Below are 25,414 nucleotides of genomic sequence, written 5' to 3' on the forward strand. Positions count from 1 at the left end.
TTAATTTTTGATTATAATCAATAGTTTTTCGTAATCTTGGGCAATTTCGGCATCTTCCTGCCGCAATTCGTCGGCCTTTTTCACGGAGTTGAGCACTGTGCTGTGGTCGCGGCCGCCGAAGGCTTTGCCGATATCTTCGTAGCTGTGGGTGGTCAGCTCGCGGGCAAGTTTGATGGCCAGGTGGCGCGGACGGACGATGCTTTGCGCGCGCTTTTTGCCGATAAGGTCGGCAGTACGGATGCCGTAATATTTGGCCACTGCGTCCATAATCAACGGCAGGTTAATCGGTTTGAAGTTGCCGGCCACGATATCTTGCAGGGCTTCTGTGGCCAGCTCCACATCAATCGGTTTGTGTTCGAAGCGGCTGCGCGCTTCCACCCGCTTAAACGCGCCTTCCAGTTCGCGCACGTTGGAACGGATGTGGGTGGCGATAAAAAAGGCGGCTTCTTCTTTTAATTCCACGCCCACGGAATCGGCTTTTTTCTGCAAAATCTCCACCCGCATTTCCAATTCCGGCGGTTCCAACTCCAGCGTCAAACCCCATGAAAAACGGGATTTCAGGCGGTCATCCATGTCGTCGATTTTGGTGGGCAACACATCGCAGGTAAGGATAATCTGTTTTTTGTGGTGGTGGCAATGGTTATACAGGTGGAAAAACTCTTCCATGCTGCGGTCTTTGCCTTTGATGAACTGGATGTCGTCGATAATGAGGAAATCGTAGGGCTTGTATTGCTGGCGGAAGGCATCGTGGGCATGGTTGCGGAAAGCCTGAATCATGCCGCGCACGAAATCTTCAGCATGCATATAGCAGACCTTGGCTTCAGGTTTGAGGCGCAAAAGCTCGTTGCCTACGGCCTGCGCCAGATGGGTTTTGCCCAGGCCGGTACTGCCGTATAAAAAGAAGGGGTTGTAATTTTTGCCAGGATTTTCGGCAATGGAACGGGCAGCGGCCACTGCTAAGCGGTTGCCTTTACCTTCCACCAAGGTGTCGAAGGTATATTCTGGCGACAAATTGGTTTGCGCATAGTGTTGCCGCTGCCGCTCTTCGCGTTTGGCAATGGGTTTGGCTCGGGCGGACTTGGCTTCTAGTTTGGTCGGTACGGATTGCTCAGCCGGCTCGACCTGCGGGTTGATGCCCAAACTCTCTAAGCGGAATTGCACGATTTCTAGGGCGCTGCGTTTATCGGCATGTTGCGAGGCGGCTGATTTACTAACTTGCTCGGTTGGCGCAACAGCTTTGGCAGCATACGCCGGCGGTGGATTGCCTGCCGGAGCATAGTGTTTGCCTTCCCCTTGCTCGAACAGCAGTGTGGGTGTGTTTTCAGGTAGCCTTTCCGCCAGCAGCTTGCCGATTTTGGCAGCATAGCGAGAGCGCAACATATTTAATACAAAGCGGCTGGGTGCGTACACCACCCATTCGCCACCCGCCCCTTCGCCCACGCCCAAGGGCGCAATCCAGCTTTGATACTGTTTGGCGGGCAGAGTGTGGCGCAAATGATGCAGACAGTGTGGCCAGAATTGGTCGAGCGTCATGGTGGCTATTCTGAAAAGAATACAAGGGAAGCGGCAAAAGGTGTGCGGGGCACCACCGTATCTTGGGTACGGTGCGTACTGGTAGATTATACCTAAAATTCAGGAGGCGAACCAAAACAGGAGGAAAAGCGGCCCACAGCACGAACAGTTTGACAATTTCAGCAAAATCAGGTGTAATACATTGCTTTCTGATTTGAGATTATTCTACGGGAAACATCATGAAACGCACTTATCAACCCTCCGTTATCCGCCGCAAACGTACCCATGGTTTCTTGGTCCGCTCCAAAACACGCGGCGGCCGTGCCGTGCTGGCTGCTCGTCGCGCCAAAGGCCGTAAACGTTTGGCCGTGTAACAGTGGATTACTGTTTCGGCAAACCATACCGCTTACTGAAAACGGATGATTTCTCATCCGTTTTTGCTTTACGCCGGCTGAAATCGCGGCCGGATATCCAACTGTGGCACAAGCCCAACGGGCTGGGACATCCGCGGCTGGGTTTGGTGGTGGCCAAGAAAACTGCCCGACGTGCCAACCGCCGCAATTATATGAAACGCACGCTGCGCGAATGGTTCCGTCTCAATCGGCACCATTTAGACAGCAGCGATTTGGTGATTCGTGTGCGCCGTCCGTTCGGCAAGGCAGAGTGGCAGCAGGTGTTGGCACAGTTGGAACAGATTGTACCGAAAAAACCATGCTAGCCAAAATCCTGCTGGGGCTGATCCGGTTTTACCAATACGCAATCAGCCCGCTGCTGCCGCCGCGCTGCCGTTATCAGCCCACTTGTTCGCAATACGCCATTGAGGCGGTGAGCAAATACGGTGCACTCAAAGGCGGCTGGCTGGCAGCCAAGCGCATCGGCCGTTGCCATCCGTGGGGAGGCAGCGGCTACGACCCTGTGCCTTAAACCTGCCATGCGGCATCCGTGCTGCATGGCGACGAAATCTTCAGGTAGCCTGCATTAAATTCAGACTGCCGTTTTCTCCTGTTTTCAAACGGAACCCGATTATGGAATCCAACAATGAATTGAAGCGGACGGCAGTTTTTGCCATTATCGCTATCCTGACCCTGATGGTTTGGAATTATTTCAATCCCCAACCGCAGCAGCCTGAACAGGCCGCCGCGCAGACGGAGCAGCAAGCCCCCCCCCCCGTGGCCGGGAACGATTTGCCGCCCACCAAACCGATTACCGTAAGTACCGACACGCTCCAAGCCGTGATCGATGAAAACAGTGGCGATTTGCGCAGGTTGGATTTACTCAAACACAACTCCGCTGGCGATGCCAGCAAAACCTTCACCCTGCTTTCCGACAACAGCGAACACAAATATTTGGTGCAATCGCTGCTGATCGACCAAAAAGGTAACTACCTGTTACAAGACAGCAACTTCAAAGCCGCACAAAACAGCTACACCCTTAACGGTGATACGCTGGAAGTGCGCCTGAGCGCGCCGGAAACCAACGGCGTTCAAGTGGATAAGGTGTACACCTTCCGTAAAGGCAGCTACCTCATCGATGTACGCTTCGATATCACCAACCATACTGATGCTCCGCTGAAACTGGACGGTGTGTATCGCGTATTGCGCGACAGCAGTACACCCGAGGGCAGCGGCTATTTCAACCAAACCTACGTCGGCCCAGTAGCCTACACCCCCAATGGCAATTTCCGGAAGGTGCCGTTTAAAGACCTGGACGACGATTTCGAGAGCAAACGCGACCGCGCCGACTACCAGCGTACCGCCACCAGCGGCTGGGTTGGTTTTACTCAACACTACTTCACCACCGTGTGGGTGCTGCAGCCCAAAGATGGCAACAGTATCTGCCAAAACGGTAACTGCCTGCTCGACATCAAACGCCGCAGCGACAACCTTTACTCTGCTGGGGTGCGCGTGCCACTGCCCGCGATTGCTGCCGGCCAGAAACTGAGCGTGCCTGCCGAATTGTATGCCGGCCCTCAGGAATATGCGGTGATCAGCAAGGTGGCTGACCGCTTGGAATTGGTGAAAGACTATGGCCGCACCCATGTGGTGGCCGCCCCTCTATTCGGCTTGCTCAACTGGCTGCACGGCCTCATCGGCAACTGGGGTTGGTCTATTGTTTTGCTGACCATCATCGTTAAAACCCTGCTGCTGCCGCTCACCAACGCATCCTACCGCTCCATGGCCAAGATGCGTGCCGTTGCACCTAAGCTGGAAATGCTGAAAAAACAGCACGGTGACGACCGTGCAGCGCTGCAACAGGCCATGATGAAGATGTATAAAGACGAGAAAATCAACCCTCTGGGCGGCTGCCTACCCATGCTGTTGCAGTTCCCCGTGTTTATCGGTCTGTATTGGGTGCTGCTCGCCTCTGTTGAGCTGCGCCAGGCCCCGTGGGGCTGGGTGGCTGACTTGGCTCGCCCCGACCCACTCTACATCCTGCCAATTCTGATGGCGCTGACCATGTATATCCAAACCAAACTCAGCCCACCACCGAGCGACCCGATGCAGGCCAAAATGATGAAAATCATGCCGCTGGCTTTTTCCGTGATGTTCTTCTTCTTTCCCGCCGGCCTGGTGCTCTACTATGTGGTGAACAACCTCTTGAGTATGGCGCAACAGTGGCTGATTAATCGGAAAATCAATGGTACCGCCAAGCTTTAAAGTGTAGCAGAAAATAGCAACAGCCCGAATCCACAAGGTTCGGGCTTGTTTTGTTATTGGCGTTGTGATAGATAAAACACTTATCTCCTCATACAGTGTTAGTTTGCCTTGTATGAAAATAAGTGCTTCAGCTATATAGTCGTTCCAAATAGGATGCGCGTCGGCTCTCCTGGCAGCATAGATTGCCGCCTTACCCTCATGCATGTTTGAAACGATTAGATTAGCGTGAATGATAAAGGGCGAATTCGCTTTTCAGGCAGCCCGCCATAATGTAAATTGTCCTTAATAATTAAAAGGATAACTTTCATTTTCAACACGGCGTAAAGAGCACATCACGATCTCAAAGCCATCGGCTCAGCCGATCCACTGATGGTGCAAGTATCAAACGCACAATTTAAAGACAACATCAATATGAACGCGAATTAAAGCAAAATACGGCAAAAGGCTACCTGAAAATTTTCAGGTAGCCTTCCTTCATGTTTTTCGACAGCCAGCAGGCTTTACTCCTTCTCAAGCATCTGCCCAGCCTCCGGCTCTTTTACGTTGAGAAAGCCTCCGCTTTGATGTGCCCACAGGCTGGCGTAGAGGCCGCCTTTGGCTAAGAGCTCGGTGTGGTTGCCTTCTTCCACGATACGGCCTTTGTCGAGCACGATGAGGCGGTCCATGGCGGCGATGGTGGAGAGGCGGTGGGCGATGGCGATAACGGTTTTGCCTTCCATCATGGTGTCGAGGCTTTCCTGGATGGCGGCCTCCACTTCGGAATCGAGCGCGCTGGTGGCTTCGTCCAAAAGCAGGATCGGTGCGTCTTTGAGCATCACGCGGGCGATGGCGATGCGCTGGCGCTGGCCGCCGGAGAGCTTCACGCCGCGCTCGCCCACGTGGGCATCGTAGCCTTTACGGCCCTTGGCGTCGGAAAGCTGGGGGATGAATTCTGCGGCTTCGGCATGCCGGGCGGCTTGCAGCATGTCTTCCTCGGTGGCGTCGGGGCGGCCGTAGACGATATTGTCGCGCACCGAGCGGTGCAGCAGGCTGGTGTCTTGCGTGACCAGGCCGATTTGCGCGCGCAGGCTTTCTTGGGTAACGTTTTCAATGTTTTGCCCGTCGATGCAGATTTGGCCGCTTTGCGGCTCGTAGAAGCGCAACAGCAGGTTCACAATGGTGGATTTGCCCGCACCGCTGCGGCCGATAAGGCCGACTTTTTCGCCGGGGCGGATGTGCAGGCTGAAACCATTGAGCAGGGGCTTGCCGGGCTCGTAGGAGAAATCGATGTGGTTGAAGCAGATTTCGCCTTTGTTCACCAACAGCGGCTTGGCATCGGGCTTGTCGAGGATGGTTTGCGGCTTGGAAAGCGTGCCCATGCCGTCGGCCACGGTGCCGATATTTTCAAACAGTCGGGCAGATTCCCACATGATGTATTGCGAGAGCCCGTTCACGCGCAGTGCCATGGCGGTGGCGGTGGCCACGGCGCCCACGCCCACCTGGCCGTTGTGCCACAGCCAGATGCCGAGCACGGCGGTGGAAAGGGTGAGCGTGGTGTTTACTGCGGCGCTGGCGCTGTAAAGCAGCGTGGCCAGCCGCATTTGGGCGTGCACGGTTACCATAAATTCTTCCATCGAGCGGCGGGCATAATCGGCTTCGCGCGCGCCGTGGGAGAAGAGTTTCACGGTGGCGATGTTGGCGTAGGCATCGGTAACGCGGCCGGTCATCAGCGAGCGGGCATCGGCCTGGCGGGCGGCGGTTTGGCCGAGCCTGGGAATCAGAAAGCGCATCACCAGGCTGAAGCCGATGAGCCAGCCCACGAAAGGCAGCAGCAGCCAGCTATCCAGCGCCACCAAAATCACGCCGGAAGTGATGAAATACACCAGCACATACATCACCATATCGGCGATGGTCATCACCGTATCGCGCACGGCCAGCGCGGTTTGCATCACTTTGGCCGACACGCGCCCGGCAAATTCGTCTTGATAAAAGCTGAGCGATTGGCCGAGCATCAGGCGGTGGAAATTCCAACGCAGGCGCATGGGGAACACGCCCTGCAATACCTGCAGGCGGATGGCGGAAGTAAAAAACGTCCAAATCACCAGCACCACCATCAGCACGCCCATGCCAACGAGCGCCAAGCCTTTTTCGGCAAACAGCGTCTCAGGCGTATAGCGGCCGAGCCAATCAACGATTTTGCCGATAAATTGAAACAGCAAGGCTTCGCCGATGCCGATGCCGCCGGAGAGCAGCGCCAGCAGCACGAGCCAGCCGCGCACGCCTTCGAGATTGCTCCAAATAAAGCCAAGCAGGCCGTTGCGCGGGGTTTTCGGCTCGCCGGCGGGATAGGGGTCGACGCGGTTTTCAAACCAGGAGAATAAGCGGTTGAACATGGTGCGGTGCTTTAATATTTAAAGTGGGAATTCAGGTTTTAGTTTTAACCGGGAGGGCTGATGTTTTCAAGTAGCCTGTATGGTTGCGGCTACCTGAAAAATATGGCCGCCCGCTTGGTACGCAAGTATGGCCCAAGAGATTGTTATCATAGCAGAAACAGAAGGCTGGGCACAGAACGGAGTTAGGAGGCCGATAGATGTGGAGCGGCGGATCAGCAATATAATATGCAGCATTCCAGATAAGGGATACCTGCAATAACAAACCATTCAGGCTACCTGAAAGCGAGGTTTCATCAAAGTTAAAACGAGCTTCGTAAGTTCCAGTGAAACTATAGTGGATTAAAATGAGAATGATGCAAGGCGGCGAGCCGCAGACAGTGCAGGTAGTACGGTTAGGCGAGCCAACGCTGTAGTATTCTTAATTTTAATTCACTATAAAATTTCAGGTAGCCTTCACCGGCTGCCAAAGCTCTTCACCTCCTGTTGCATTAGATCGTCTTACCATATGTCTTGCATGAAATAATTGCCTTGGCCATATGAATACAAAAGGCTACCTGAAACTCTCAGGTAGCCTTCCTCTTAATGCAGAATACAAAATTATTTACCGGGCTTTTTCGCCAACATCGTAACAAACTTCAACTGAATCGGCCGCCCTTGTGCATCGGTGGCGTGCAGCGAGCCCACGGCTTCTTCGTACTTCAGCAATTCCCAGCCGGCGTAATACTGCCGCAATTCGTCCTCTTTAAATGTGAACGAAAACGGCATATGGCAGGGATGGTCTGCCGTATCCATCGCCGACACAATCAAGTTATAACCGCCGGCACGAGTGTGCGCCTGCATATCGGCAATAATATCCGACACACGGCCGACCTGGAGGAACATAAACACTACGGTGGAGAAGATAAAATCATAATCTTCGCCCAAGGCAGCAACGTTAATATCGTAAGCATCCGCCCGCAGCGGCAGCTGTTCGCGTGCAGCCATATCCAGCACCGAGTCCACTGCTGCCGGGCTATGGTCTACAGCGTGCACATCATATCCGGCCAAGCTTAAAAACAGTGCATTACGCCCCTGCCCGCAGCCTAAATCCAGCGTCTTGCACGGCGGCACGGATTGCACCGCTTCGCGGATAGCGGAATGTGTGGCGGTCATGCCGTATTTTTTATGGAAATAATCAGCTTTTTCACAATGAAATTCCAGCTGCATGGCAAAATCATCATCCAAAGGCTCCACTTTGTGCCAAGCCTGCGGGTAAATAGTCCACACCCCGCTTTCCGGCTGCAACACATGTTCTGCGAGCACCGCGCCATCTTCCTGCAATTCATAAAACTTCAGCCGCCCGCGTAATACGCGCAGCTTGCCGTATGTGCCGGCTTGTGTGTTGTGTTGTGACAAAACTGCTGCCGGAATCGTGGCTTTATCCCATACCGGCAAGGTTTTGTAGCAGATGAGTTCTGGATTCATTATTTCCCTCCTGAGCCGAAAAATAAGCAGCCATATATTATAACTATTCGATACAAGCCTTTGCCCTTTTCCTCGCAAAGAGCTAACCTGAAAGGCTGGACCATATTATATGCCAAACATTTCTGGTGACACTACCTTGCTTCGTATGAAATAAAACCTTTTGTATCAATAAAAAACAGGCTGTTTGGTCTACTCCAAACAGCCTAAATCTTTTCATTCAACAATTATTTCCAAGGCCTCAAATCCACAATGCCTAGCACTTGTTTATGCTTGCTATCCAGCAGCACAGCCATATCAACAGCCGGGGCTTTCATTGGCAGAAAACTATCTGCCTGCGGATAAGCAGCCAACTCTTTAGCCACCTGCTCTGCCGAGTTATACCGCTTCAACTCTTCCAGCCCATGTTTACGCTCCAGCATTCCGCCCCAGCCTTCATTGATTGGCTGGTAGAGATCTGCCTGCATAGAGGGGGAAATCCCTTCCTGCAACTCTAGGAAAGTGCGCCGACTTTGCTCAGCCGCATCCTGATACGGCCGCACGGATACCCATTTCGGATAAAATAAAGGATTGGATTGATATTCCGATAAAATCGTTTTATCTGCAACACGCACTACCGAATCTGCCTGCACCACCTCAAACCGTAATGTATCAAAAGCCAAATACACCGGCCGACTGACAGCGATACTGTGCATACCATATAAATAAGCTGCCAGCTGCACCACAGCAATCACACTCAAATCAAACTTCAACGTTTTTTTCTCTTTGCTGCTAGCCACAATCAAACTAAGCAATGGCCCGACGATCACATCAATTGCTAACAACATCAGAAAGATTTGTGTTACCCCTACTGCTGTTTGCATAGGATTGGGGTGCCAAATGCCAAATACCAAATAAAGGCCACACAGAGCTACTACTCCGGAAACCATCAAATGAATACCTGCTACTTTAGCTCTGAATTTCATTGCTTTTCAACCAATCCTCTATCTACTCGTGACTCAAACTAAGCATGCTTATTGGCAAGAACTTGGCAGGCGCGCCTTACTCACAGTACCACCACAGTGCCAAGTGATAATTTGATGGTTGTTAGGATTTGGGGTCGGCACCATTGTTACAGTCTTCCCGGAATTCGCTCCTTTGTCAAAGGTAGTGGTAATGATCCCTGTATTAGGCTGCACGACTACCCCACCAGCAGAAAAATACTTTCCTTTCATTTGCTGGGCACTGTCCATGATGATATTACCCGCACGAGGAAACACGCCCTCCTGCCAATAATATGTGCCAACATCAATTTTAATCCCTTCCACCGATTTAACAGCTTCCATTGCCTGCGACCGACCAATGTAATCTTGGTACGCAGGCAGCGCAATAGCGGCTAAGATACCAATAATGGCGATTACAATCATCAACTCAATAAGCGTAAAACCACGATTATTCATTTCTTGGTTCATTATGCTGTTCTCCAAATCTAAACTGCTCTTGGTATTCCTTGCATACGAAGGCTTGTTAAAAAAGCCCTGCGCTTAGCAGGGCCTTTTTAGCTATGCTTCTCTATTACTGGCAAGAAGAAGGCAGACGAGAAAGTTTGATATCAGTACTGCTGCAGGTCCATTTAGTAATTTGGCCGTTGTTAGCATTGGCAGTCGGAGTCAGTACCAAGCTCTTGCCGCTGTTGGCACCAGCATTAAACGGAACAGTAATCACACCAGCAGCTACAGTCACAGTGCCTTTACCGAAGTATTTACCAGTCAACTCTTCCAAAGAAGATTTCAGGGGCTCGTCAGTACCATTCGGCAGAGTGTTGGTGTCAGCGTAAATAGAAGCGATATCAGACTGAACACCGGCAGTAGCTTTAAAACCTTCAGTAACCTGGGAACGGGCAACGTAGTCCTGGTAAGCCGGCAGGGCGATAGCAGCCAAGATACCGATAATGGCGATTACAATCATCAACTCGATCAGGGTGAAACCTTTTTGTACTTTTTTCAACATGACATTTTCCTTTTAAAAAATGGAACTTAATAAAACCGAATCTTTCGACCCGGGAACTTCAACCAAAAGAAGGAGACAACTAAAAAACTTCGTTTTCGGCTAGGCTTGTTTGCCGTCACCACGAGAAACATAAAGCAACGGCTGTGCCAAAAAATAAAAAAACAGTTTCATTTATTTCATAAGAATATGTTCTTAAATTATTTTTTATTTATTTTAAATTTAAGCGGCCGGCCTATTCGGTTGTTCTGCGCAACTGGCGAATCTGCAAAACTGACATTTATCGTCAGTTTTTGGCCCGCTATTTCGCACAGATTGCCGTTTTATGGGTTTCATGGGCTGCCAATTTATGTTGGCTGCTATGTTGAACAGCGGTTTTTGGCATTTTTACTATATTCATCCGTATTCGACGGCGTGACCGCACCGCCCTACGGTATAAATGAAGGTAAGGCGGCATTGTTATGCCGCCGTTTGGCAGAAGGGGGATTAGCTTCACAGAAACTCAGCTTCGGCCTTGCTGAAACATCGTTTTGGCGCAACCCGTCTCGCTCATTTTCAGGTAGCATCCCTCCCTGCATCACACCCCGCTGCCGCTAGGGGCGGCAGCGGCAGAGGCATTGCCGCAGGTGAGGTTGCCGGCAGCTTGGGGCATGGTTTGCACATAGCGTTGGCACTGCTCGCGCAGGGGCTGCACCATTTCGGGCGCAGCGCGGAAGGCGGCGGCGGTGCCGAGCAGGCCGGGCATTTGTTTGGGGTAGTAGCGGCCCATGTTCACGAGCCAATCGGCGGCTTCGCGCTGGCGGCCGTCTTGCTCCAAATAGAAGGCGCGCACGGCGGTGTTGGCATAGGGGCGGAACAGGCTGGCACGCAGGGCGGCATCGCGCCCCCACTCAGGCAACGGGCGCAGCCAATCCACTTTGCGGATTAAGCCCATCTGTGCATAGTATTTGAGGAAATAGTGTTTGCCTTCCAGCTCGCGCAGGGTATCCACTTGTTTGTATTGCGGATAGTTTTCGGTGGGGTTGGCATAGGCGAACACCAGGCGGTGGTAGGCAAAGCCGTATTGCACAATGATGGCGGCGGCCAGCGCGGCAAAGGCCATGCCGAAACGTTGCGGCCATTTGCCGGCCTGCACGATATACCAGCCGGGCGCTTTAGCCGGCGTGAGGCTCATCATCACGGCAAACGGCGTGAGGAAATACACATACCACAGCGGGTACTCCAGCAGGCTGTGGCACAGCGACACGGCCATCAAGGCCAGCATCAGCGCCGAAGACGCGCCCAATCCCTTTTTCAGGTAGCCCTTGGCCACCGCCAGCCAGCCGCCGAACACCAAGATGGCACCCGCCACGCCCATCTCGGCCAAGATTTCCAGCATACTGTTGTGACTGTGGGTGAACAACACCCCCACGTCATAATTGCGAAACTCCGAACCGCGCATGGCCAGCGCGAAACTCTCGTGCGCATAGCCCTGCCAGCCCACGCCCAGCCACGGATGCTCGGTAAACACCGTCCACGCCTTCGCCCATTCCGAAGCACGCCCCGGGCTGGCCGCATCGCCCAACACCAAACGCACCACGCCCGAAGACTGCACATCAGGAGCCAGCCACGTATCCACCAGCCAAGGCATAATCAACTGCGCCGCCAGCACGCCCAGCACCAACAGCCCCGTCAGCGCGCACCAGCGGCGCAGCGGGCGGCCGCCCAGCATATACAACAGCGGCACCAGCAGCAGCAACGCCCCCACATACACCATAATCGTGCGCGAAGTAATCACCCCGATCACCTGCAGCAAAAACACCGCAAGCGCCAACGCAATCAGCCCCGGCAGCCGCCGCCTGCTCCACAGGTAGGCCAGCGCGAGCACGCCCCACATCATGTAGTGCCCCAAATGGTTACGCTGCCCCACCTGGCCGAACACAAAATACTTCTGCGGCGCACGCATCATCCCCGGCAGCCAAGACGTGTGGCCGATAAACTGAAACACGCACACCAAGCCCTGCAACACCGCCCCGCAAAGCAGCGCCCAGGCAAAAATTTCCACCACCCTGTCTTGCCCCAGCCGGGCTACCTGAAGCCGGCAAGCCCAGGCCAGCAGCGCCATCACGCAAAACACCGCCGCCGTCAAATCCGACATTTCCGGATACGGCAGCCGCAAAATCCGCGCCTGCACCAGCCAAAACCCCGCCAGCAGCACAAAAAACACCATCGCCCCCGGCAGCCGCGCGCGCGCCGGATTGCGCCACAGCGTGAGCAATGCAAACAAAGCGGCAAACAGCAGCGAGCCGCTCTCAATAAACCAGCCCCCCTGCGGCCCCGTGCGCCAAGACGACAAAAACGGCACCACCGCCATCAGCGCCATGCCCAGCCACACCACCCAGCTTTCTTTTAACCGTTCCCACATCATGCCCGCTCCCGTTTGCCTGGGCGCAGAAAACTCAGCGCCGATACAAAAAACAACACAGCCGAGGCCAAAGCCGCCGCCACACAAACCCGGCTCGCCGGCTGCGCGTCAAACAACCGCACCACCGCCTCCGCCGCATAAAACAGCACCAACATCCCACCCAGCAGGAAAGTTTGCCTGTTGCGCCGCAACACCCCCGGCAGCAGCAGGCACAAAGGCAGCGCCTTCAAAGCCAGCCAAGAGCCGCCCGGGCGCAGCGGCGCCAGCCACAGCTCCCAAGCCAAGGAAAGGAAAATCAGCGCAAACAGGCTGCACACAGCCGCGCGGTAGGCAAAAGATGGCGAAATCGGCATTGCTTGTTCGAATTAAAAAAGAATTGGATTGAATCAATAAAGAAGCTGCCTGAAACCAGTAAAGGCAGGTTTTACACCCGCCTGCTGCAATGGAAAGGCTACCTGAAAATGCAAATGAAGCTTAGCTTCGCTAAAGCCGATGTTTTCAGGCAGCCTCATCTGCTTCCACAGTTTCCTCCACCTCCGCATTCGGCTTAAACAGCCGGCACATCAGCAAGCTAGCCTCATACAGCGCAATCAGCGGCACCGCCAGCAGAAACTGCGAAATCACATCCGGCGGTGTCACAATCCCCGCCACCACAAATGCCGCCACCACCACATAAGGCCGCGCCGTTTTCAGCGCCGCGAGCGATACCGCCCCCATCCGATACAGCAACACCACCAACACCGGCAGCTCAAACGCCATACCGAAAGCCACAAACATCCCCAATACGAAGGAAAGGTAGCGGTCGATGTCCGTCATCATGCTCACCCCTTCCGGCGTGGCCGAGGCAAACACTTTAAACACCAGCGGGAACACCAAAAAATAGCAAAACGCCATCCCCGCAAAAAACAGCCCCACGCTCGAGAGTAGCAGCGGCAGCACCAGCCGTTTCTCATGCCGGTAGAGCGCCGGTGCCACAAACGCCCAAAGCTGGTAGAGCGTATGCGGCAGCGACACCAAAAACGCCGCCATCAGCGCCACCTTCAGCGGCACAAACACCGGCGCAATCACATCAATCGCCTGCATATGCGCCCCCGGCGGCAGGCTCGCCATCAGGGGTTTGGCCACCAGTGCATACAGCCGGTTGGCAAACGGCACCGCCGCAAACAGGCACAGCAGCAACACCGCCGCCACCCACATCAGGCGGCGGCGCAATTCCTTCAAATGTTCCACCAAAGGCTGCGCGTTCATCTGCCACCTCCCGTCTGTTTGCGCACCCGCAAACGCGGCCGCACCCGCACGCGCGGCTGCAGTTTGCGCCGGCACGCGCGCGAACGCTGCCCCAGCGAAGGCGTGTGGAAGCCCAAGGTAGCCGGCGTATCCCGCAAGGTGGGCAGGCCGTCTTCATCCAGGCCGAAATCTGCCGGCGTGCGCGGCGGCGGCAAATGCTCCCAGGCCGGCACATCCGGCGCGGCCGAAGAACGCAGATGCTGCATTTCCTGGCGCAACTCGTTAGCCGTATCCGCCAGCGTTTCCTGCATCCGGCGCAAATCCGCCATATCCGCATGCTGCGCCAGCTCCGCCTTCAGGCTGCCGGCCAAGCGTTGGAGCTTGCCCACCGCCCGGCCCATCGAACGCGCCGCCTGCGGCAACCGCTCCGGCCCCAGCACCACCAGCGCCGCCAGCGCCGCCAGCAGCATCTCGCTGAACGCGAAATCAAACATCGCCTATTCGCCCGGCTTCTCTTCTTTATGCTCAATAACCTGCTTGGGCGCAGCCGTTTCGTTTTCGCCCCCGCTGCCTTCGTTTAAGCCCTTTTTAAAATCGTGAATTGCCCCGCCGAGGTCTTTGCCTACATCGCGCAGCTTCTTCGTGCCGAAAATCAGCACCACCACAATCAAAATCACCAGCCAATGCCAGCCGCTTGAAATACCCATCATTCTTTCCTTTCAATCTGTTCAATGGCAGACCCTGGGCTACCTGAAATTAAGTACAGCAGGTTTTGCTAAAACACCCGTTCCGGCCGAATTAAACAGCCTCGCCGCCAACCTGCAAACAGTCGCAATTGTAACAGTGGGCGCGGCAAACCGAAAGAACGGCGCGGCGGGCGGATGGTATTGCAGCGCAGCAGTAAGCAAGCTGCAAGTGTTGGGCAAGCCATGCCGTGCCAATTTCAGGTAGCCCTTGTTAGGGCGGCGGGCAGGTATCAAGCTTATTCCTATGGGGTTTCAGGTAGTCTGTAAGATGGCGGGCTGCAAGTCATCTCGTCGGAACAGTTTTATCCTGCCAACCTAGATGAGGCTACCTGAAACGGGTGGTAACCCAAAAGCTAACTTGGCCACGCCGACATGTCTTCCCGCCAAGCCCGCCGTTGCCATTTCAGGTAGCCTTCCGCCGCACCGCCAAACCCGGCCGTTCGCTATATAATGCCGATTCTTTCTTATTGCTTATTCCCGCCCGCGCCATGCTCCACCTTTATTCTTCCAACCGCCTCGAATTCCTTGCCGAAACCGCCGTTGCGCTGATGCAGGCCGCGCCGCCGGAAGCGGTGTTTGCGCCGGAGGAAATCGTGGTGCAGAGCCAGGGGATGCGCCGTTATCTCAACCACTATTTGGCCGAGCGCAGCGGCATTGCGGCCAATTTGAATTTCAGCCTGCCGGCGGCACTGAGCTGGCAGCTCACGCGCCGCTTCCTGCCGGATGCGCCGCGGCTGAACCCGTTTGCGCCGGAAGTGTTGCGCTGGCGGCTGCTGCCGCTGCTGGAAAGTGCCGACTCGGCCCTGCCCGCAGTATTACAAGGCTGCCTGAAAAGCAGCACGGCGGCGGCTTATCATTTGGCGGGGCGGCTGGCGGACGTGTTCGACCAATATTTGGTGTACCGCCCGCATTGGCTCGCGCAATGGGAGCAGGGCAAGCTCAACAATTTGGGCGCAGACGAAGCCTGGCAGGCCGCGTTGTGGCGCACGCTCGCCACCGACACCCCTGCCGCCCACCGCGCCGCGCAGCACGAACGGTTGCTGGCCGCGCTGAATCCGGCGCGCCTGCCGCAGCGTTACTTGGCGTTCGGCATTTCCACGCTGGCACCGGTGTATCTGGATTTGTTGCAGGCCCTGGCCGAACATACCGATGTGCACCTGTTTGCGGTCAACCCCAGCCAGCAATACTGGGGCGACATCCAAAGCCCGAAACGGCTGGCCGCGCAGGCCGAACCCGCAGCCGAAGAAGCCGGCCACCCGCTGCTCTCCTCATTGGGCAAGCGGGGGCGCGACTTTTTCGACCGCCTGGCCGTGAGCACCCGGCCTATGGAGCAGGTGGAACTCTTCCCTGCGCCGCCCGAATCGCCCAGCCTGCTGCAACGCCTGCAGGCCGATATCCAGCTGTTGAGGCTACCTGAAAAAGGCAGCGCGCAGATGGACGGCAGCATCGTGATCCAAGCCGCCCACAGCCCCCTGCGCGAGCTGCAAATCCTCAAAGAACACCTGTTGCGCCGTTTGGCGGACAAGCCCGAGCTGCAGCCGCACCACATCGCCGTGCTCACCCCCGCCGTGGAAGACTACCTGCCCTTCATCCACGCCGTATTCGGCGAAGCCGCGCCCGGCAGCCGCGCCCTACCGTATTCCGTGGCCGACGTGCGCCTCAGCCGCAGCCAGCCCTTGATGCTGCTGGCCGAGCAGCTCATCGCCCTGATGCAAAGCCGCTTTGAAACCGAACGCCTGCTGCCCCTACTCGATGCCCAAGCGGTGCGCCGCCATTGGCAGATTGATGAAACCGATGCCGAATTCCTGCGCCGCAGCGTGGCCGAACTCAACGTACATTGGGGCGCGGATGCCGAAATGCGCGCTGAGCACGGCGGCAGCGGCAAAGCCTTCACTTGGCAGCAGGCCGCCGAACGCAGCGTGCTGGGCTGGCTGCTACCTGAAGGCGAAGATACGCTGTGGCAGGGCGTACACCCCTGGCCGGCCGATTTTGCCCGCCAGCCTGCTCAAGCCGCTTGGTTCGTATTGCTGGGCAAACTGCGCGAGCACCACCGCCGCTGGCAAAGCCCCACATCCATCGAAGGCTGGATCGAACGTTTCCGCGCCCTCTTGACCGATGCCGCGGGCGATACCCCCGCCGAAGCCGACCAAGCCGCCTGGCAGCAAATCAGCCAGGCCTTGGCCGCATGGCAGGAAGAAGCCGCGCTGGCAGGTTATGCTGCGGCCCTGCCGCCCGACACCGCCTGCCAGCACCTGTGCCGCTTCTTCGGCCAAAGCAGCGAAGCCGCCTTTTTGCGCGGCGGCATCACCTTCTGCAGCATGGTGCCCATGCGCAGCCTGCCGTTCGACACTGTGTGCCTGCTCGGCCTGAACGACGGCAAATACCCGCGCCAAACCCCCGCCCCCGCCTTCGACCTCATCGCCCGCCACCCCCAATCCGGCGACCGCTCCCGCCGCGACGACGACCGCTACCTGTTCCTCGAATCCCTGCTCAGCGCGCGCAGCCACCTCTATCTGTCCTACATCGGCCGCGACCACCTCAAAGACGAAGCCCAAGCCCCCTCGCCGCTACTGAGCGAACTCATCGACACGCTGGCACAAATGGCCGGCCAGAGCAGCACCGATTTCGCCGCCGCCCATGTGCGCCAACATCCCCTGCAAGCCTTTTCCACCCGCTACTTTGCCCCGCAAGTAGATGGGGAAAATTCAGTCGGCCTCAGCAAAAACGGGCTTTCAGGTAGCCTAGCCGGCCTCCGCCAAGACTACGCCCAAGCCCTCAACCAGCCCGCCGCCGAAGCTGTACCCTTTATCAGCGATACCCTGCCCGAAGCCGCAGCCGAGCCCGCCGTATCGCTCGACAGTTTCCTAAACTTCTGGAGCAACCCCGTGCGCCATTGGCTGCGCCGCGCCCTGCAATGGCAACGCCCCTATGCCGACCGCCCCGCCGATTCCGCCGAACCCTACGCCATCGAGCACTCCGACGAAGTGAAACAGCGCTACCTCGACGCCCGCCGCCACTGCGAAGACTTTGCCCAAACCGAAGCCAAACTGCAGGCCGACAGCCTCCTGCCCGCCAGCCTGCTCGGCGAAATCCTGCAAGAGCCCGAGCGCACCGCCGCCAAGCAGCTCGATTCCGAACTGCTCGCCAGCCCGCGCGAGCCCGACTTCCCCTTCCGTTTCGAGCACGGCGGCTACACCCTTATCGGCAGCCTCACCCACCTGCACCAACACGGCCAAATCTTCTACCTCGCCGCCGAACTCAAAGCCCCCGCCGAAATCGGCCTGTGGCTGCAACACCTGGTGTATTGCGCCGTTCACCCCCAAGCGCAAGCCACCCACCTTGTCTCCCCCGGCAACCCGCAAACCCTGCCGCCGCTGCCGCAAGCGGAAGCTGCCGAGCAGCTTGCCCGCTGGCTCAGCTACTACCTGCTCGGCCAACAACAGCCGCTGCCCTTCTTCCCCCGCACCAGCTTGGCCGCCGCCAAAGCCTGCACCGCCGAAGACCTCGCCGCCCCAAGGCTACCTGAAAAAGCCCTCGCCGCCGCCCGCGGCAAATACCGCGACAGCCGCGACTACCCCGGCCAAAACCAAGATCCAGAAGTCGCCCAAGTGTACGGCCGCGATGAAGACGAACCGATTAACAGCCCCCTGTTCGCCTGCCTCGTTTTAGCGCTGCTCGCCCCGCTATATTTGCGCTTGGCCGCAGAAGAAGGCACAGGCAAAAAGGCTACCTGAAAATTTCCGTTCGATTGGAAGTTTCAGGTAGCCTGTTCGGGCGGATAAACCGATTCCGATACAAATGCCGGCAATCAATCCGGCCTTTCCCCTTCCGGCCAGTAGTGGCTGTCCGGCAGGGCGCGTGCGCCGAAAATCGCCTGCCCCACGCGCACGACCGTCGCCCCTTCCTCAATCGCGATTTCAAAATCGCCCGACATGCCCATCGACAATTCGTCCATACTCATTCCCGCCGGCAGCTTGCGGCGCAGTTCGTCCCGCAAGGTGCGCAGCAGCACGAAGCAGTCGCGCACCTTGCCGCGTTCGCTGGAAAGCAGGGCAAGAGTCATTAACCCTTTGATTTTCAGGCACGTGAACGGCACCAGCTGCTGCACAAACGGCACCACTTCCTGCGGCGGCAAGCCGTATTTGCTTTCCTCGCCCGACGTGTTTACCTGAACCAGCACGTCCAACTCCCGCCCTTCCTGCTGCAGGCGGTTGTCGAGCTGCTCGGCCACCCGCAGGCTGTCCAAAGCCTGAAACTCGGCGGCAAAGCGGGCAACGTATTTGATTTTGTTGGTTTGCAGATGGCCGATTACCGACCATTCTATCGGCAAATCCGCCATCGCCTCCGCCTTGCCCCACGCCTCCTGTACCTTATTTTCGCCGAAATGGCGGTAGCCCAGTTCGTACGCCATGCGCAGCCGCCGCTCGTCCACCGTTTTGGTTACCGGCAGCAGCCGCACCGACTGCTCCGGCCTGCCCGCGCGGTGGCAGGCGGCACGGATTCTGTTTTCAATCTCGGCAAAATTGGCGGCCAATTCTTCAATGGTTTCGGCCTTGGCATAGTGGGGTTTGGTAAGCATCTCTTTTTTTCTCCAAATTATAAAGTTAGCGTGCAGTCGGCATCATCTGCCGACCATCCGGATGAAACAGTCTAAAATTGTTGCAGAACAAATTATAAGCCTAAAGTCAACCACTTTCCTCCAAGAATCCATCTTTTATTTCAATCAATTAGATTTTCCTTGCTTTTTTACCGCCTACTGCAAAATTTTTATTGACAATTTCCCGCTTCATCTCTACAATGCGCGCTTCCTTTCCCCGATAGCTCAGTCGGTAGAGCGACGGACTGTTAATCCGCAGGTCGCTGGTTCGAGCCCAGCTCGGGGAGCCAAAGGGTCGTTAGCTCAGTCGGTAGAGCAGCGGACTTTTAATCCGTTGGTCGAGCGTTCGAATCGCTCACGACCCACCAAATTTTAAAAAGCCTAAACATCCCGTTTAGGCTTTTTCTTTATCCCCTGCCCATCATGCCCGTTTGCCAAACCCTACCCGCCCGCCGTTTATCTGTTGCTCCGATGCTGGACTGGACAGACCGGCATTATCGCTACATGGCACGCCAAATCAGCCGCCATGCCTGGCTCTACACCGAAATGATTCATGCCGGCGCCATCATCCATGGCCAGGCCGAGCGTTTTTTAGGCAAAAACGAAAGCGAAAACCCGGTTGCCCTGCAGCTGGGCGGCAGCAACCCGGCCGATTTGGCCAAGGCCGCCACCATCGCGGCAGGCTGGGGCTATGACGAAATCAACCTCAACTGCGGCTGCCCCAGCCCGCGCGTGCAAAAAGGCGCGTTCGGCGCCTGCTTGATGAACGAAGTGGATTTGGTGGCCGATTGCCTCAACGCCATGCAGGAAGCCGCGCCCGATTGCGCCGTAACCGTGAAACACCGCATCGGCATCGACCGCCAAACCGAATACCAAGCCGTATGCGACTTCGTGGGCACGCTCGCCGACAAAACCGCCTGCCGCACCTATATCGTCCACGCCCGCAATGCCTGGCTGGAAGGCCTTTCTCCCAAAGAAAACCGCGACGTGCCGCCCTTGAAATACGACTATGTTTACCGCCTCAAGCAGGATTTTCCCCAGCTGGAAATCATCATCAACGGCGGTATCAAAACCAATGCCGAAATTGCCGAACACCTGCAACACGTCGATGGTGTGATGATTGGCCGCGAGGCCTACCACAACCCCATGCTGATGCAATCGTGGGACCGGCTGTTTTACGGCGAAAGGCTACCTGAAACCGATTTCGACACCCTGATTCACGCGCTCTACCGTTATATGCAGCGCTCGCTCGCTGCCGACCCGGGCCTCACCGTCCGCCACATGTTGCGCCACTACCTCGGCCTGCTGCACGGCCGCAACCATGCCCGGGTGTGGCGGCAGATGCTCTCCGATGCCAGCCTGCTGCAAAGCAACCGCCCCGAATTGATTTTGGAAGCGTGGGAGAAGGTTTCCGCCGGGGTTTAACTGCATAAAAGGCTACCTGAAAATTCAGGTAGCCTTTTGCTTGGGCGCTTGTTTGAGTAGCTGCATGATGCAGAACCGCATGGCTAGGCTGCCTGTGCAGGCTACCTGAAAACCCTATATAGCAATGCGGCTTCCGATGGAAGCCGCGTTTTAACTGCGTGGCAGCGGCCCTTCGCCATGCGGAAAATCTGCTGCGTTTTTGGTTTCGTAGAAACTACGCAGCACTCCGTTTTGGCTGTGCAGAAACTCCGCTTCGCTTCGTTTTAACTCCCTTGAAGCTTACGCTTTAGCTTCGCAGAAACTCAGCCTTGGCTATGCCAAGACATCGCTTTCAGGTAGCCTTTGAGGCGCGAAGCATTGCCTAACCGCTGGTGTCCGCTGCAGCCGCCTCCTGCGTTTCGGTTTGGGTATCATCCGCGTCTTGCAAGGCTTGGTAGGCGGGGAACAGGAGTTTAGCGATCAGGGAGAGCTGCTGCCAGAGGGTGTGGGCGTGGAGGCTGGCGCTGCTATCGGGACGCAGGGCGGTGAGTTGTTGGCGCAGGGCGCTGTAGGCTACCTGAAATTCGGCTTCGGTCAGGCCGGGCAGCTGTTCGAGCAAGCGGGCGGTTTCGTTAGCAGCCCGGGCAAAAGCGGCGCTGAAATCAGGCTCGATTTGGCCGGAGGTGAGGCGGCTGCGGTAGGCGCCGAGAGCGGAGATATAGCCGTTGATGGCGTAAACGGTTTTGAGCAGAGTAAAGCCGCCGGGCAGGTGCGCGGCGTATTTTTTCGGCTCGCCAGACATGTCGGAAAGGGTGCTGCTCAGCTGGGCGGCGCGTTCGTGGGCGCGGCGGCGTTCGATGCGGTAGGCGGCATCGTCGCAATGGCCGCCGTGTTGGAGCTGGTCGGTGATGCTTTTCAGGTAGCCTGCGTTGCCGGCGAGGGCGCGTTGGGCGGTGCGGGCAAGGGAAAGATAGCGCCAGTCGGGCCAGAGCCTGGATACGGCCCACCAGGCCATCACGCAGCCGACGATGGTGTCGAGCAGCCGCCAAGGCAGGGCGTCGATGCCGTGCAGGCCGGCGATGTTGAGGTTGGTGACGGCTTGGATGGTGATGAAGAAGGTGGAGTAGCTGTATTTGTTGGTGCGGAAGAAGAAAAACAGGGTGCCGGAAGCGGCCACCACGGCCAATTGGGTGGCAAGCGAGGGAGTGAAATAAGGCAGCAGCGAACCGGCGGCCACGCCGGCCATCGTGCCGACCACGCGCTGGATAAGGCGGCTTTTGGTGGCGGAATAGTTGGGCTGGCACACGAATACAGCGGTGAGCAGCACCCAGTAGCCCATGGGCAGCTTGAGACTTTCCACTAAGGCGATGCAGAGGAACACGACAATGGAAAGCCGCACGGCGTGGCGGAATACGCCGGATTCGAAGCTGAGGTGGCGGCGCAGGATATTGAGATGGCTGCGCCAGCTGCCGGTATCTTCGCGCACAATGCGGGTTTGCTCGCTGGCTTCGGTGTAGTCCGCTTGCTCGCCGGCCAAGTGGGTGAGCTGGTAGTTGATGCCGTAGAGGTTGTCGATGAGGCGGCGCAGGCTGCGCGGGCTCTTATCGGCTTGGGTGGATTGGTGGTGCTGGAGTGAGCGGCGGATGCCTGCGGCCAGTTTGTCCAGCTTGGCATTGTCCGGCGCCGCGCTGCCGCGTTGCAGGCTGTGCGCCACATCGCGGCAGGCCTGTGCCTGCCATTCGATCAGCCGCTGGATGCGGAAGATGAGGTCGCTGTGGCTGAGCTCGGCCACAAAACGGCGGTATTCGCCGATGTAGCTGGAGCTGGCGCGCTCGTGGATGTCTTGCGCGGCAAAGTAGTAGTGCAGCATGCGGGCGGTGCGCGGGTGGCGGTGCTGGCCGCGCATGCGGTAAAACAAGGCGCTGCGTACTTGGTTGAAGGCGGCAATCACTTTGCCGTTTTGCATGGCCAGCGCGATTTGCCGCTGCTCGAGCTGGTCGGTGTCGTCGGGGTCGAAGAATTGGGCTTTGATGTCTAGATAGCCCGCGAGCTCGGTATAGGCAGCGGCCATGCTGTCTTGCACGGGGCGGTGCGGCAAAATGAGGTGCAGCAGCAGGGTGTTGCCGCTGTAGAGCAGCGTGCCGCACAAAATCAATAGGGTGTTGGCATACCAAACCATGCTGTGATTGATGGTGAGGATGGTGTAGAGCGCCACCACCAGCGTGCCGAAGGAGATGGTGCGGTAGCGCAGGCTGATGGCGCCGGACAGGGTAAACACGAAAGTGAGCAGCGTCATCGCGGGCAGAAACAGCAGCGGCCGGCCGAAAGTAAACTGCACGGTGAGCGATGAAACGCTGAAGGCGGCAATGGTGAAGAGCAGGTTTTGGATGCGGCCGGTGAGGCGGTTGTCCAAATCCACCAGGCCGCCGGCAATCACGCCGAGCACCAGCGGCATACATACTAGCGGCTTCTGCCAATACCACACGGCCAGCACGGCCATGCACATGCTAACCAGCATCGGCAGCGCGGCCAGCACCCGCGCGGAAAACCATTTGAGCCGGGAGGGGATGAGGAGCATGGTGGATAAATAAAGGATAAGTGGGGAAGGGCGGTATTTTAGCGCAGACGAGCGCAGCATGATACGGGCTACACTTTCGGCTGCAGTGCAGGGTTTTCAGGTAGCCTTTAGCATGAACAATGGGGCTACCTGAAAACGAAAGATTATCTTGTTATTCTTGTTATACAGTGCAATCATTCCTGCAGCGTGTTAGAATGCGCGCCGGTTTCGGGCTGCGCTTTCAGGTAGCCTCAAACCTTTGTTTTATTTCCAACCTGCCCTGCCTGTCTGAAACCCTAACCATGCGCCTGCGCCCGTGCGGGCTTATACTTAGTGTTTTAGCGGCAGCGGCCTTCATCTAAAGGAATCTTCATGTTTAACAAACACGTCAAATCCTTCCAATACGGCCAGCACACCGTCACCATCGAAACCGGCGAAATCGCCCGCCAGGCTGCTGGCGCGGTGAAAGTATCCATGGGCGAAACCGTGGTGCTGGTGGCCGTTACCGCCAATAAAGAAGTGAAAGCCGGGCAGGATTTCTTCCCGCTCACCGTGGATTATCTGGAGCGCACCTATGCCGCAGGCAAAATCCCCGGCGGCTTCTTCAAGCGCGAAGGCAAACAGAGCGAAAAAGAAATCCTCACCAGCCGCCTGATCGACCGCCCCATCCGCCCGCTGTTCCCCGAAGGCTTCTTCCACGATATCCAAATAGTGGCCACGGTGGTATCGGTTGACCCGGAAATCGATTCCGACATCCCCGCCATGATCGGCGCTTCCGCCGCGCTGGTGTTGAGCGGCGTGCCTTTCGCCGGCCCCATCGGCGCCGCCCGCGTGGGCTACCTGAACGGCAAATACGTGCTGAACCCGACCAAAACCCAGCTGGCCAAATCGCAGCTGGATTTGGTGGTGGCCGGTACTGCACAAGCCGTGCTGATGGTGGAATCCGAAGCCCAAATCCTGCCCGAAGACGTGATGCTCGGCGCCGTGGTGTACGGCCATGAGCAGATGCAGGCCGTTATCCGCGCCATCAACGAGCTGGCCGATGCGGTCAACCCCGAAGTGTGGGACTGGAAAGCGCCCGAAACCGATGCCGCCTTGGTGGCTAAAGTGCAGGAAATTGCCGGGCAAACCGTGGCCGAAGCCTTCAAAATCCGCCAAAAACAGGCGCGCACCGCCAAGCTGGACGAAGCCTGGGCTGCTGTGGAAGCTGCGCTGATCACGGAAGACACCGACACCCTGGCCGCCAACCAAATCAAAGGCATCTTCAAGCATTTGGAAGCCAACGTGGTGCGCAGCCAGATTCTGGCCGGCCAGCCGCGCATCGACGGCCGCGACACCCGCACCGTGCGCCCCATTAACATCCAAACCGGCGTGCTGCCGCGCACCCACGGCTCCGCCCTCTTCACGCGCGGCGAAACCCAAGCCCTGGCCGTGGCCACCCTCGGCACCCAGCGCGACGAGCAAATCATTGACGCCTTAAGCGGCGAATACACCGACCGCTTCATGCTGCACTACAACTTCCCGCCCTATTCCACCGGCGAATGCGGCCGCATGGGCGCGCCCAAACGCCGCGAAATTGGCCACGGCCGCCTGGCCAAACGTGCCCTGCTCGGCGTGCTGCCCTCACCCGAAGAATTCAGCTACACCATGCGTGTGGTATCTGAAATTACCGAGTCCAACGGCTCTTCTTCCATGGCTTCCGTGTGCGGCGGCTGCTTGAGCCTGCTCTCCGCCGGTGTGCCGCTCAAAGCCCATGTGGCCGGCATTGCCATGGGCCTGATTTTGGCAGGCAACAAATTCGCCGTGCTCACCGACATCTTGGGCGACGAAGACCACCTCGGCGACATGGACTTCAAAGTGGCCGGTACCACCGAAGGCGTTACCGCCCTGCAGATGGACATCAAAATCCAAGGCATCACCAAAGAAATCATGCAGATTGCCCTGGCACAGGCCAAAGAAGCCCGCCTGCACATCCTTGAGCAGATGCAAGCCGCCGTGGCCGACCCGCAGGAGCTCTCGCAGCACGCGCCGCGCCTCTTCACCATGAAGATTAACCAAGACAAAATCCGCGACGTTATCGGCAAAGGCGGCGAAACCATCCGCGCCCTCACCGCCGAAACCGGCACCGAAATCAACATTGAAGACGACGGCACCATCACCATCGCCGCCGTGAATGTGGAAGCCGTGGAAGCCGCCCGCAAACGCATCGAAGAAATCACTGCCGAAGTGGAAGTTGGCCAGGTGTATAACGGCGTGGTGATTAAGATTTTGGACAACAACGTCGGCGCCATCGTATCCGTGATGCCCGGCAAAGACGGCCTGGTGCACATCAGTCAAATCGCCCACGAGCGCGTGAAAGACGTGAACGACTACCTCAGAGTCGGCCAAAACGTGCGCGTGAAAGCGCTAGAAGTGGACGACCGCGGCCGCGTTCGCCTTTCCATGAAAGCCCTGCTGGATCAAACCCGCGAGCAATAAGCGCAGGCTGCCC

Annotated in this window: 21 protein-coding genes and 2 tRNA genes; 10 read left to right on the forward strand and 13 right to left on the reverse strand. The window is 57.1% G+C overall.

Annotated elements, in window-relative coordinates:
• Entirely contained in the window at positions 1-1,533 is a 1,533-nt protein-coding gene (gene dnaA / locus A7P97_RS00650; RefSeq protein ID WP_067529905.1) for a chromosomal replication initiator protein DnaA, read from the reverse strand.
• Positions 1,534-1,751: 218 nt separating this feature from the next.
• Here dnaA and rpmH point away from each other — a divergent pair, with 218 nt between their 5' ends.
• From rpmH to yidC, 4 genes are all read left to right on the forward strand, one after another.
• A complete protein-coding gene (gene rpmH / locus A7P97_RS00655; protein WP_003824630.1) occupies positions 1,752-1,886 on the forward strand; it encodes a 50S ribosomal protein L34 in 135 nt (44 codons plus the stop codon).
• A gap of 2 nt (positions 1,887-1,888) precedes the next feature.
• Positions 1,889-2,230 carry a ribonuclease P protein component gene (rnpA, locus tag A7P97_RS00660; protein WP_067529906.1) on the forward strand — a complete coding sequence of 114 codons (342 nt, stop codon included), beginning with the start codon at positions 1,889-1,891 and terminating at the stop codon, positions 2,228-2,230.
• Entirely contained in the window at positions 2,224-2,436 is a 213-nt protein-coding gene (gene yidD, locus A7P97_RS00665; protein ID WP_067448313.1) for a membrane protein insertion efficiency factor YidD, read from the forward strand. Before rnpA ends, yidD begins: the two co-directional genes overlap by 7 nt.
• A gap of 101 nt (positions 2,437-2,537) precedes the next feature.
• Entirely contained in the window at positions 2,538-4,169 is a 1,632-nt protein-coding gene (yidC, locus tag A7P97_RS00670) for a membrane protein insertase YidC (protein WP_067529907.1), read from the forward strand.
• A 500-nt stretch (positions 4,170-4,669) separates the two neighbouring features.
• Here the strand turns inward: yidC and A7P97_RS00675 are convergent, their stop codons facing one another.
• From A7P97_RS00675 to A7P97_RS10525, 5 genes are all read right to left on the reverse strand, one after another.
• A complete protein-coding gene (locus A7P97_RS00675; protein WP_067529908.1) occupies positions 4,670-6,541 on the reverse strand; it encodes an ABC transporter ATP-binding protein in 1,872 nt (623 codons plus the stop codon).
• Positions 6,542-7,138: 597 nt separating this feature from the next.
• Positions 7,139-8,005, reverse strand: coding sequence for a tellurite resistance methyltransferase TehB (tehB, locus tag A7P97_RS00680; RefSeq protein WP_067529909.1), 867 nt, complete (start codon positions 8,003-8,005; stop codon positions 7,139-7,141).
• A 224-nt stretch (positions 8,006-8,229) separates the two neighbouring features.
• Complete coding sequence (tfpZ, locus tag A7P97_RS00685; RefSeq protein ID WP_067529910.1) at positions 8,230-8,967, reverse strand: TfpX/TfpZ family type IV pilin accessory protein; 738 nt, start codon at positions 8,965-8,967, stop codon at positions 8,230-8,232.
• Positions 8,968-9,015: 48 nt separating this feature from the next.
• Positions 9,016-9,441, reverse strand: a complete 426-nt coding sequence (locus tag A7P97_RS00690; RefSeq protein ID WP_082887561.1) for a pilin — start codon at positions 9,439-9,441, stop codon at positions 9,016-9,018.
• A 115-nt stretch (positions 9,442-9,556) separates the two neighbouring features.
• On the reverse strand, positions 9,557-9,991 hold the full coding sequence (locus A7P97_RS10525) for a pilin (RefSeq protein ID WP_067529912.1): 435 nt from the start codon (positions 9,989-9,991) through the stop codon (positions 9,557-9,559).
• A gap of 105 nt (positions 9,992-10,096) precedes the next feature.
• Here A7P97_RS10525 and A7P97_RS09920 point away from each other — a divergent pair, with 105 nt between their 5' ends.
• Positions 10,097-10,585: a hypothetical protein gene (locus A7P97_RS09920; protein WP_125080513.1), complete on the forward strand. Its 489-nt coding sequence runs from the start codon at positions 10,097-10,099 to the stop codon at positions 10,583-10,585.
• Here the strand turns inward: A7P97_RS09920 and A7P97_RS00700 are convergent.
• From A7P97_RS00700 to tatA, 5 genes are all read right to left on the reverse strand, one after another.
• A complete protein-coding gene (locus A7P97_RS00700; protein WP_067529913.1) occupies positions 10,566-12,395 on the reverse strand; it encodes a PglL family O-oligosaccharyltransferase in 1,830 nt (609 codons plus the stop codon). The two genes, A7P97_RS09920 and A7P97_RS00700, sit on opposite strands and share 20 nt — an antisense overlap.
• Positions 12,392-12,739 carry a DUF2069 domain-containing protein gene (locus A7P97_RS00705; RefSeq protein ID WP_369799512.1) on the reverse strand — a complete coding sequence of 116 codons (348 nt, stop codon included), beginning with the start codon at positions 12,737-12,739 and terminating at the stop codon, positions 12,392-12,394. Before A7P97_RS00705 ends, A7P97_RS00700 begins: the two co-directional genes overlap by 4 nt.
• Before the next feature lie 151 nt (positions 12,740-12,890).
• Positions 12,891-13,640 carry a twin-arginine translocase subunit TatC gene (tatC, locus tag A7P97_RS00710; RefSeq protein WP_067529915.1) on the reverse strand — a complete coding sequence of 250 codons (750 nt, stop codon included), beginning with the start codon at positions 13,638-13,640 and terminating at the stop codon, positions 12,891-12,893.
• Complete coding sequence (locus A7P97_RS00715; protein ID WP_231865614.1) at positions 13,637-14,062, reverse strand: twin-arginine translocase TatA/TatE family subunit; 426 nt, start codon at positions 14,060-14,062, stop codon at positions 13,637-13,639. Before A7P97_RS00715 ends, tatC begins: the two co-directional genes overlap by 4 nt.
• A 54-nt stretch (positions 14,063-14,116) precedes the next feature.
• Positions 14,117-14,326: a Sec-independent protein translocase subunit TatA gene (gene tatA, locus A7P97_RS00720; RefSeq protein ID WP_067529917.1), complete on the reverse strand. Its 210-nt coding sequence runs from the start codon at positions 14,324-14,326 to the stop codon at positions 14,117-14,119.
• A gap of 527 nt (positions 14,327-14,853) precedes the next feature.
• On the opposite strand from tatA, the gene recC reads away from it, so the two are divergent.
• A complete protein-coding gene (gene recC, locus A7P97_RS00725) occupies positions 14,854-18,099 on the forward strand; it encodes an exodeoxyribonuclease V subunit gamma (RefSeq protein ID WP_067530074.1) in 3,246 nt (1,081 codons plus the stop codon).
• A gap of 74 nt (positions 18,100-18,173) precedes the next feature.
• Here recC and A7P97_RS00730 read toward each other — a convergent pair whose 3' ends face one another.
• Positions 18,174-18,944 (reverse strand): YggS family pyridoxal phosphate-dependent enzyme, encoded by a 771-nt coding sequence (locus tag A7P97_RS00730; RefSeq protein ID WP_067529918.1) that lies wholly within the window; start codon positions 18,942-18,944, stop codon positions 18,174-18,176.
• A gap of 232 nt (positions 18,945-19,176) precedes the next feature.
• On the opposite strand from A7P97_RS00730, the gene A7P97_RS00735 reads away from it, so the two are divergent.
• The 3 genes from A7P97_RS00735 to dusA all read left to right on the forward strand — a co-directional run bounded on the left by A7P97_RS00735 (position 19,177) and on the right by dusA (position 20,387).
• Positions 19,177-19,252 (forward strand) — tRNA-Asn (locus A7P97_RS00735).
• 2 nt (positions 19,253-19,254) lie between these two features.
• Positions 19,255-19,330 (forward strand) — tRNA-Lys (locus A7P97_RS00740).
• Positions 19,331-19,385: 55 nt separating this feature from the next.
• Positions 19,386-20,387, forward strand: coding sequence for a tRNA dihydrouridine(20/20a) synthase DusA (gene dusA / locus A7P97_RS00745; protein ID WP_067596289.1), 1,002 nt, complete (start codon positions 19,386-19,388; stop codon positions 20,385-20,387).
• Between the two features lie 361 nt (positions 20,388-20,748).
• On the opposite strand, the gene yccS is transcribed toward dusA, so the two are convergent.
• A complete protein-coding gene (gene yccS / locus A7P97_RS00750; RefSeq protein WP_067530075.1) occupies positions 20,749-22,944 on the reverse strand; it encodes a YccS family putative transporter in 2,196 nt (731 codons plus the stop codon).
• 351 nt (positions 22,945-23,295) lie between these two features.
• Here yccS and pnp point away from each other — a divergent pair, with 351 nt between their 5' ends.
• Entirely contained in the window at positions 23,296-25,401 is a 2,106-nt protein-coding gene (gene pnp, locus A7P97_RS00755; RefSeq protein ID WP_067529920.1) for a polyribonucleotide nucleotidyltransferase, read from the forward strand.
• Positions 25,402-25,414 lie beyond the last annotated feature (13 nt).

It is taken from the genome of Eikenella sp. NML070372 (assembly GCF_001648415.1).
GTDB lineage: Bacteria > Pseudomonadota > Gammaproteobacteria > Burkholderiales > Neisseriaceae > Eikenella > Eikenella exigua.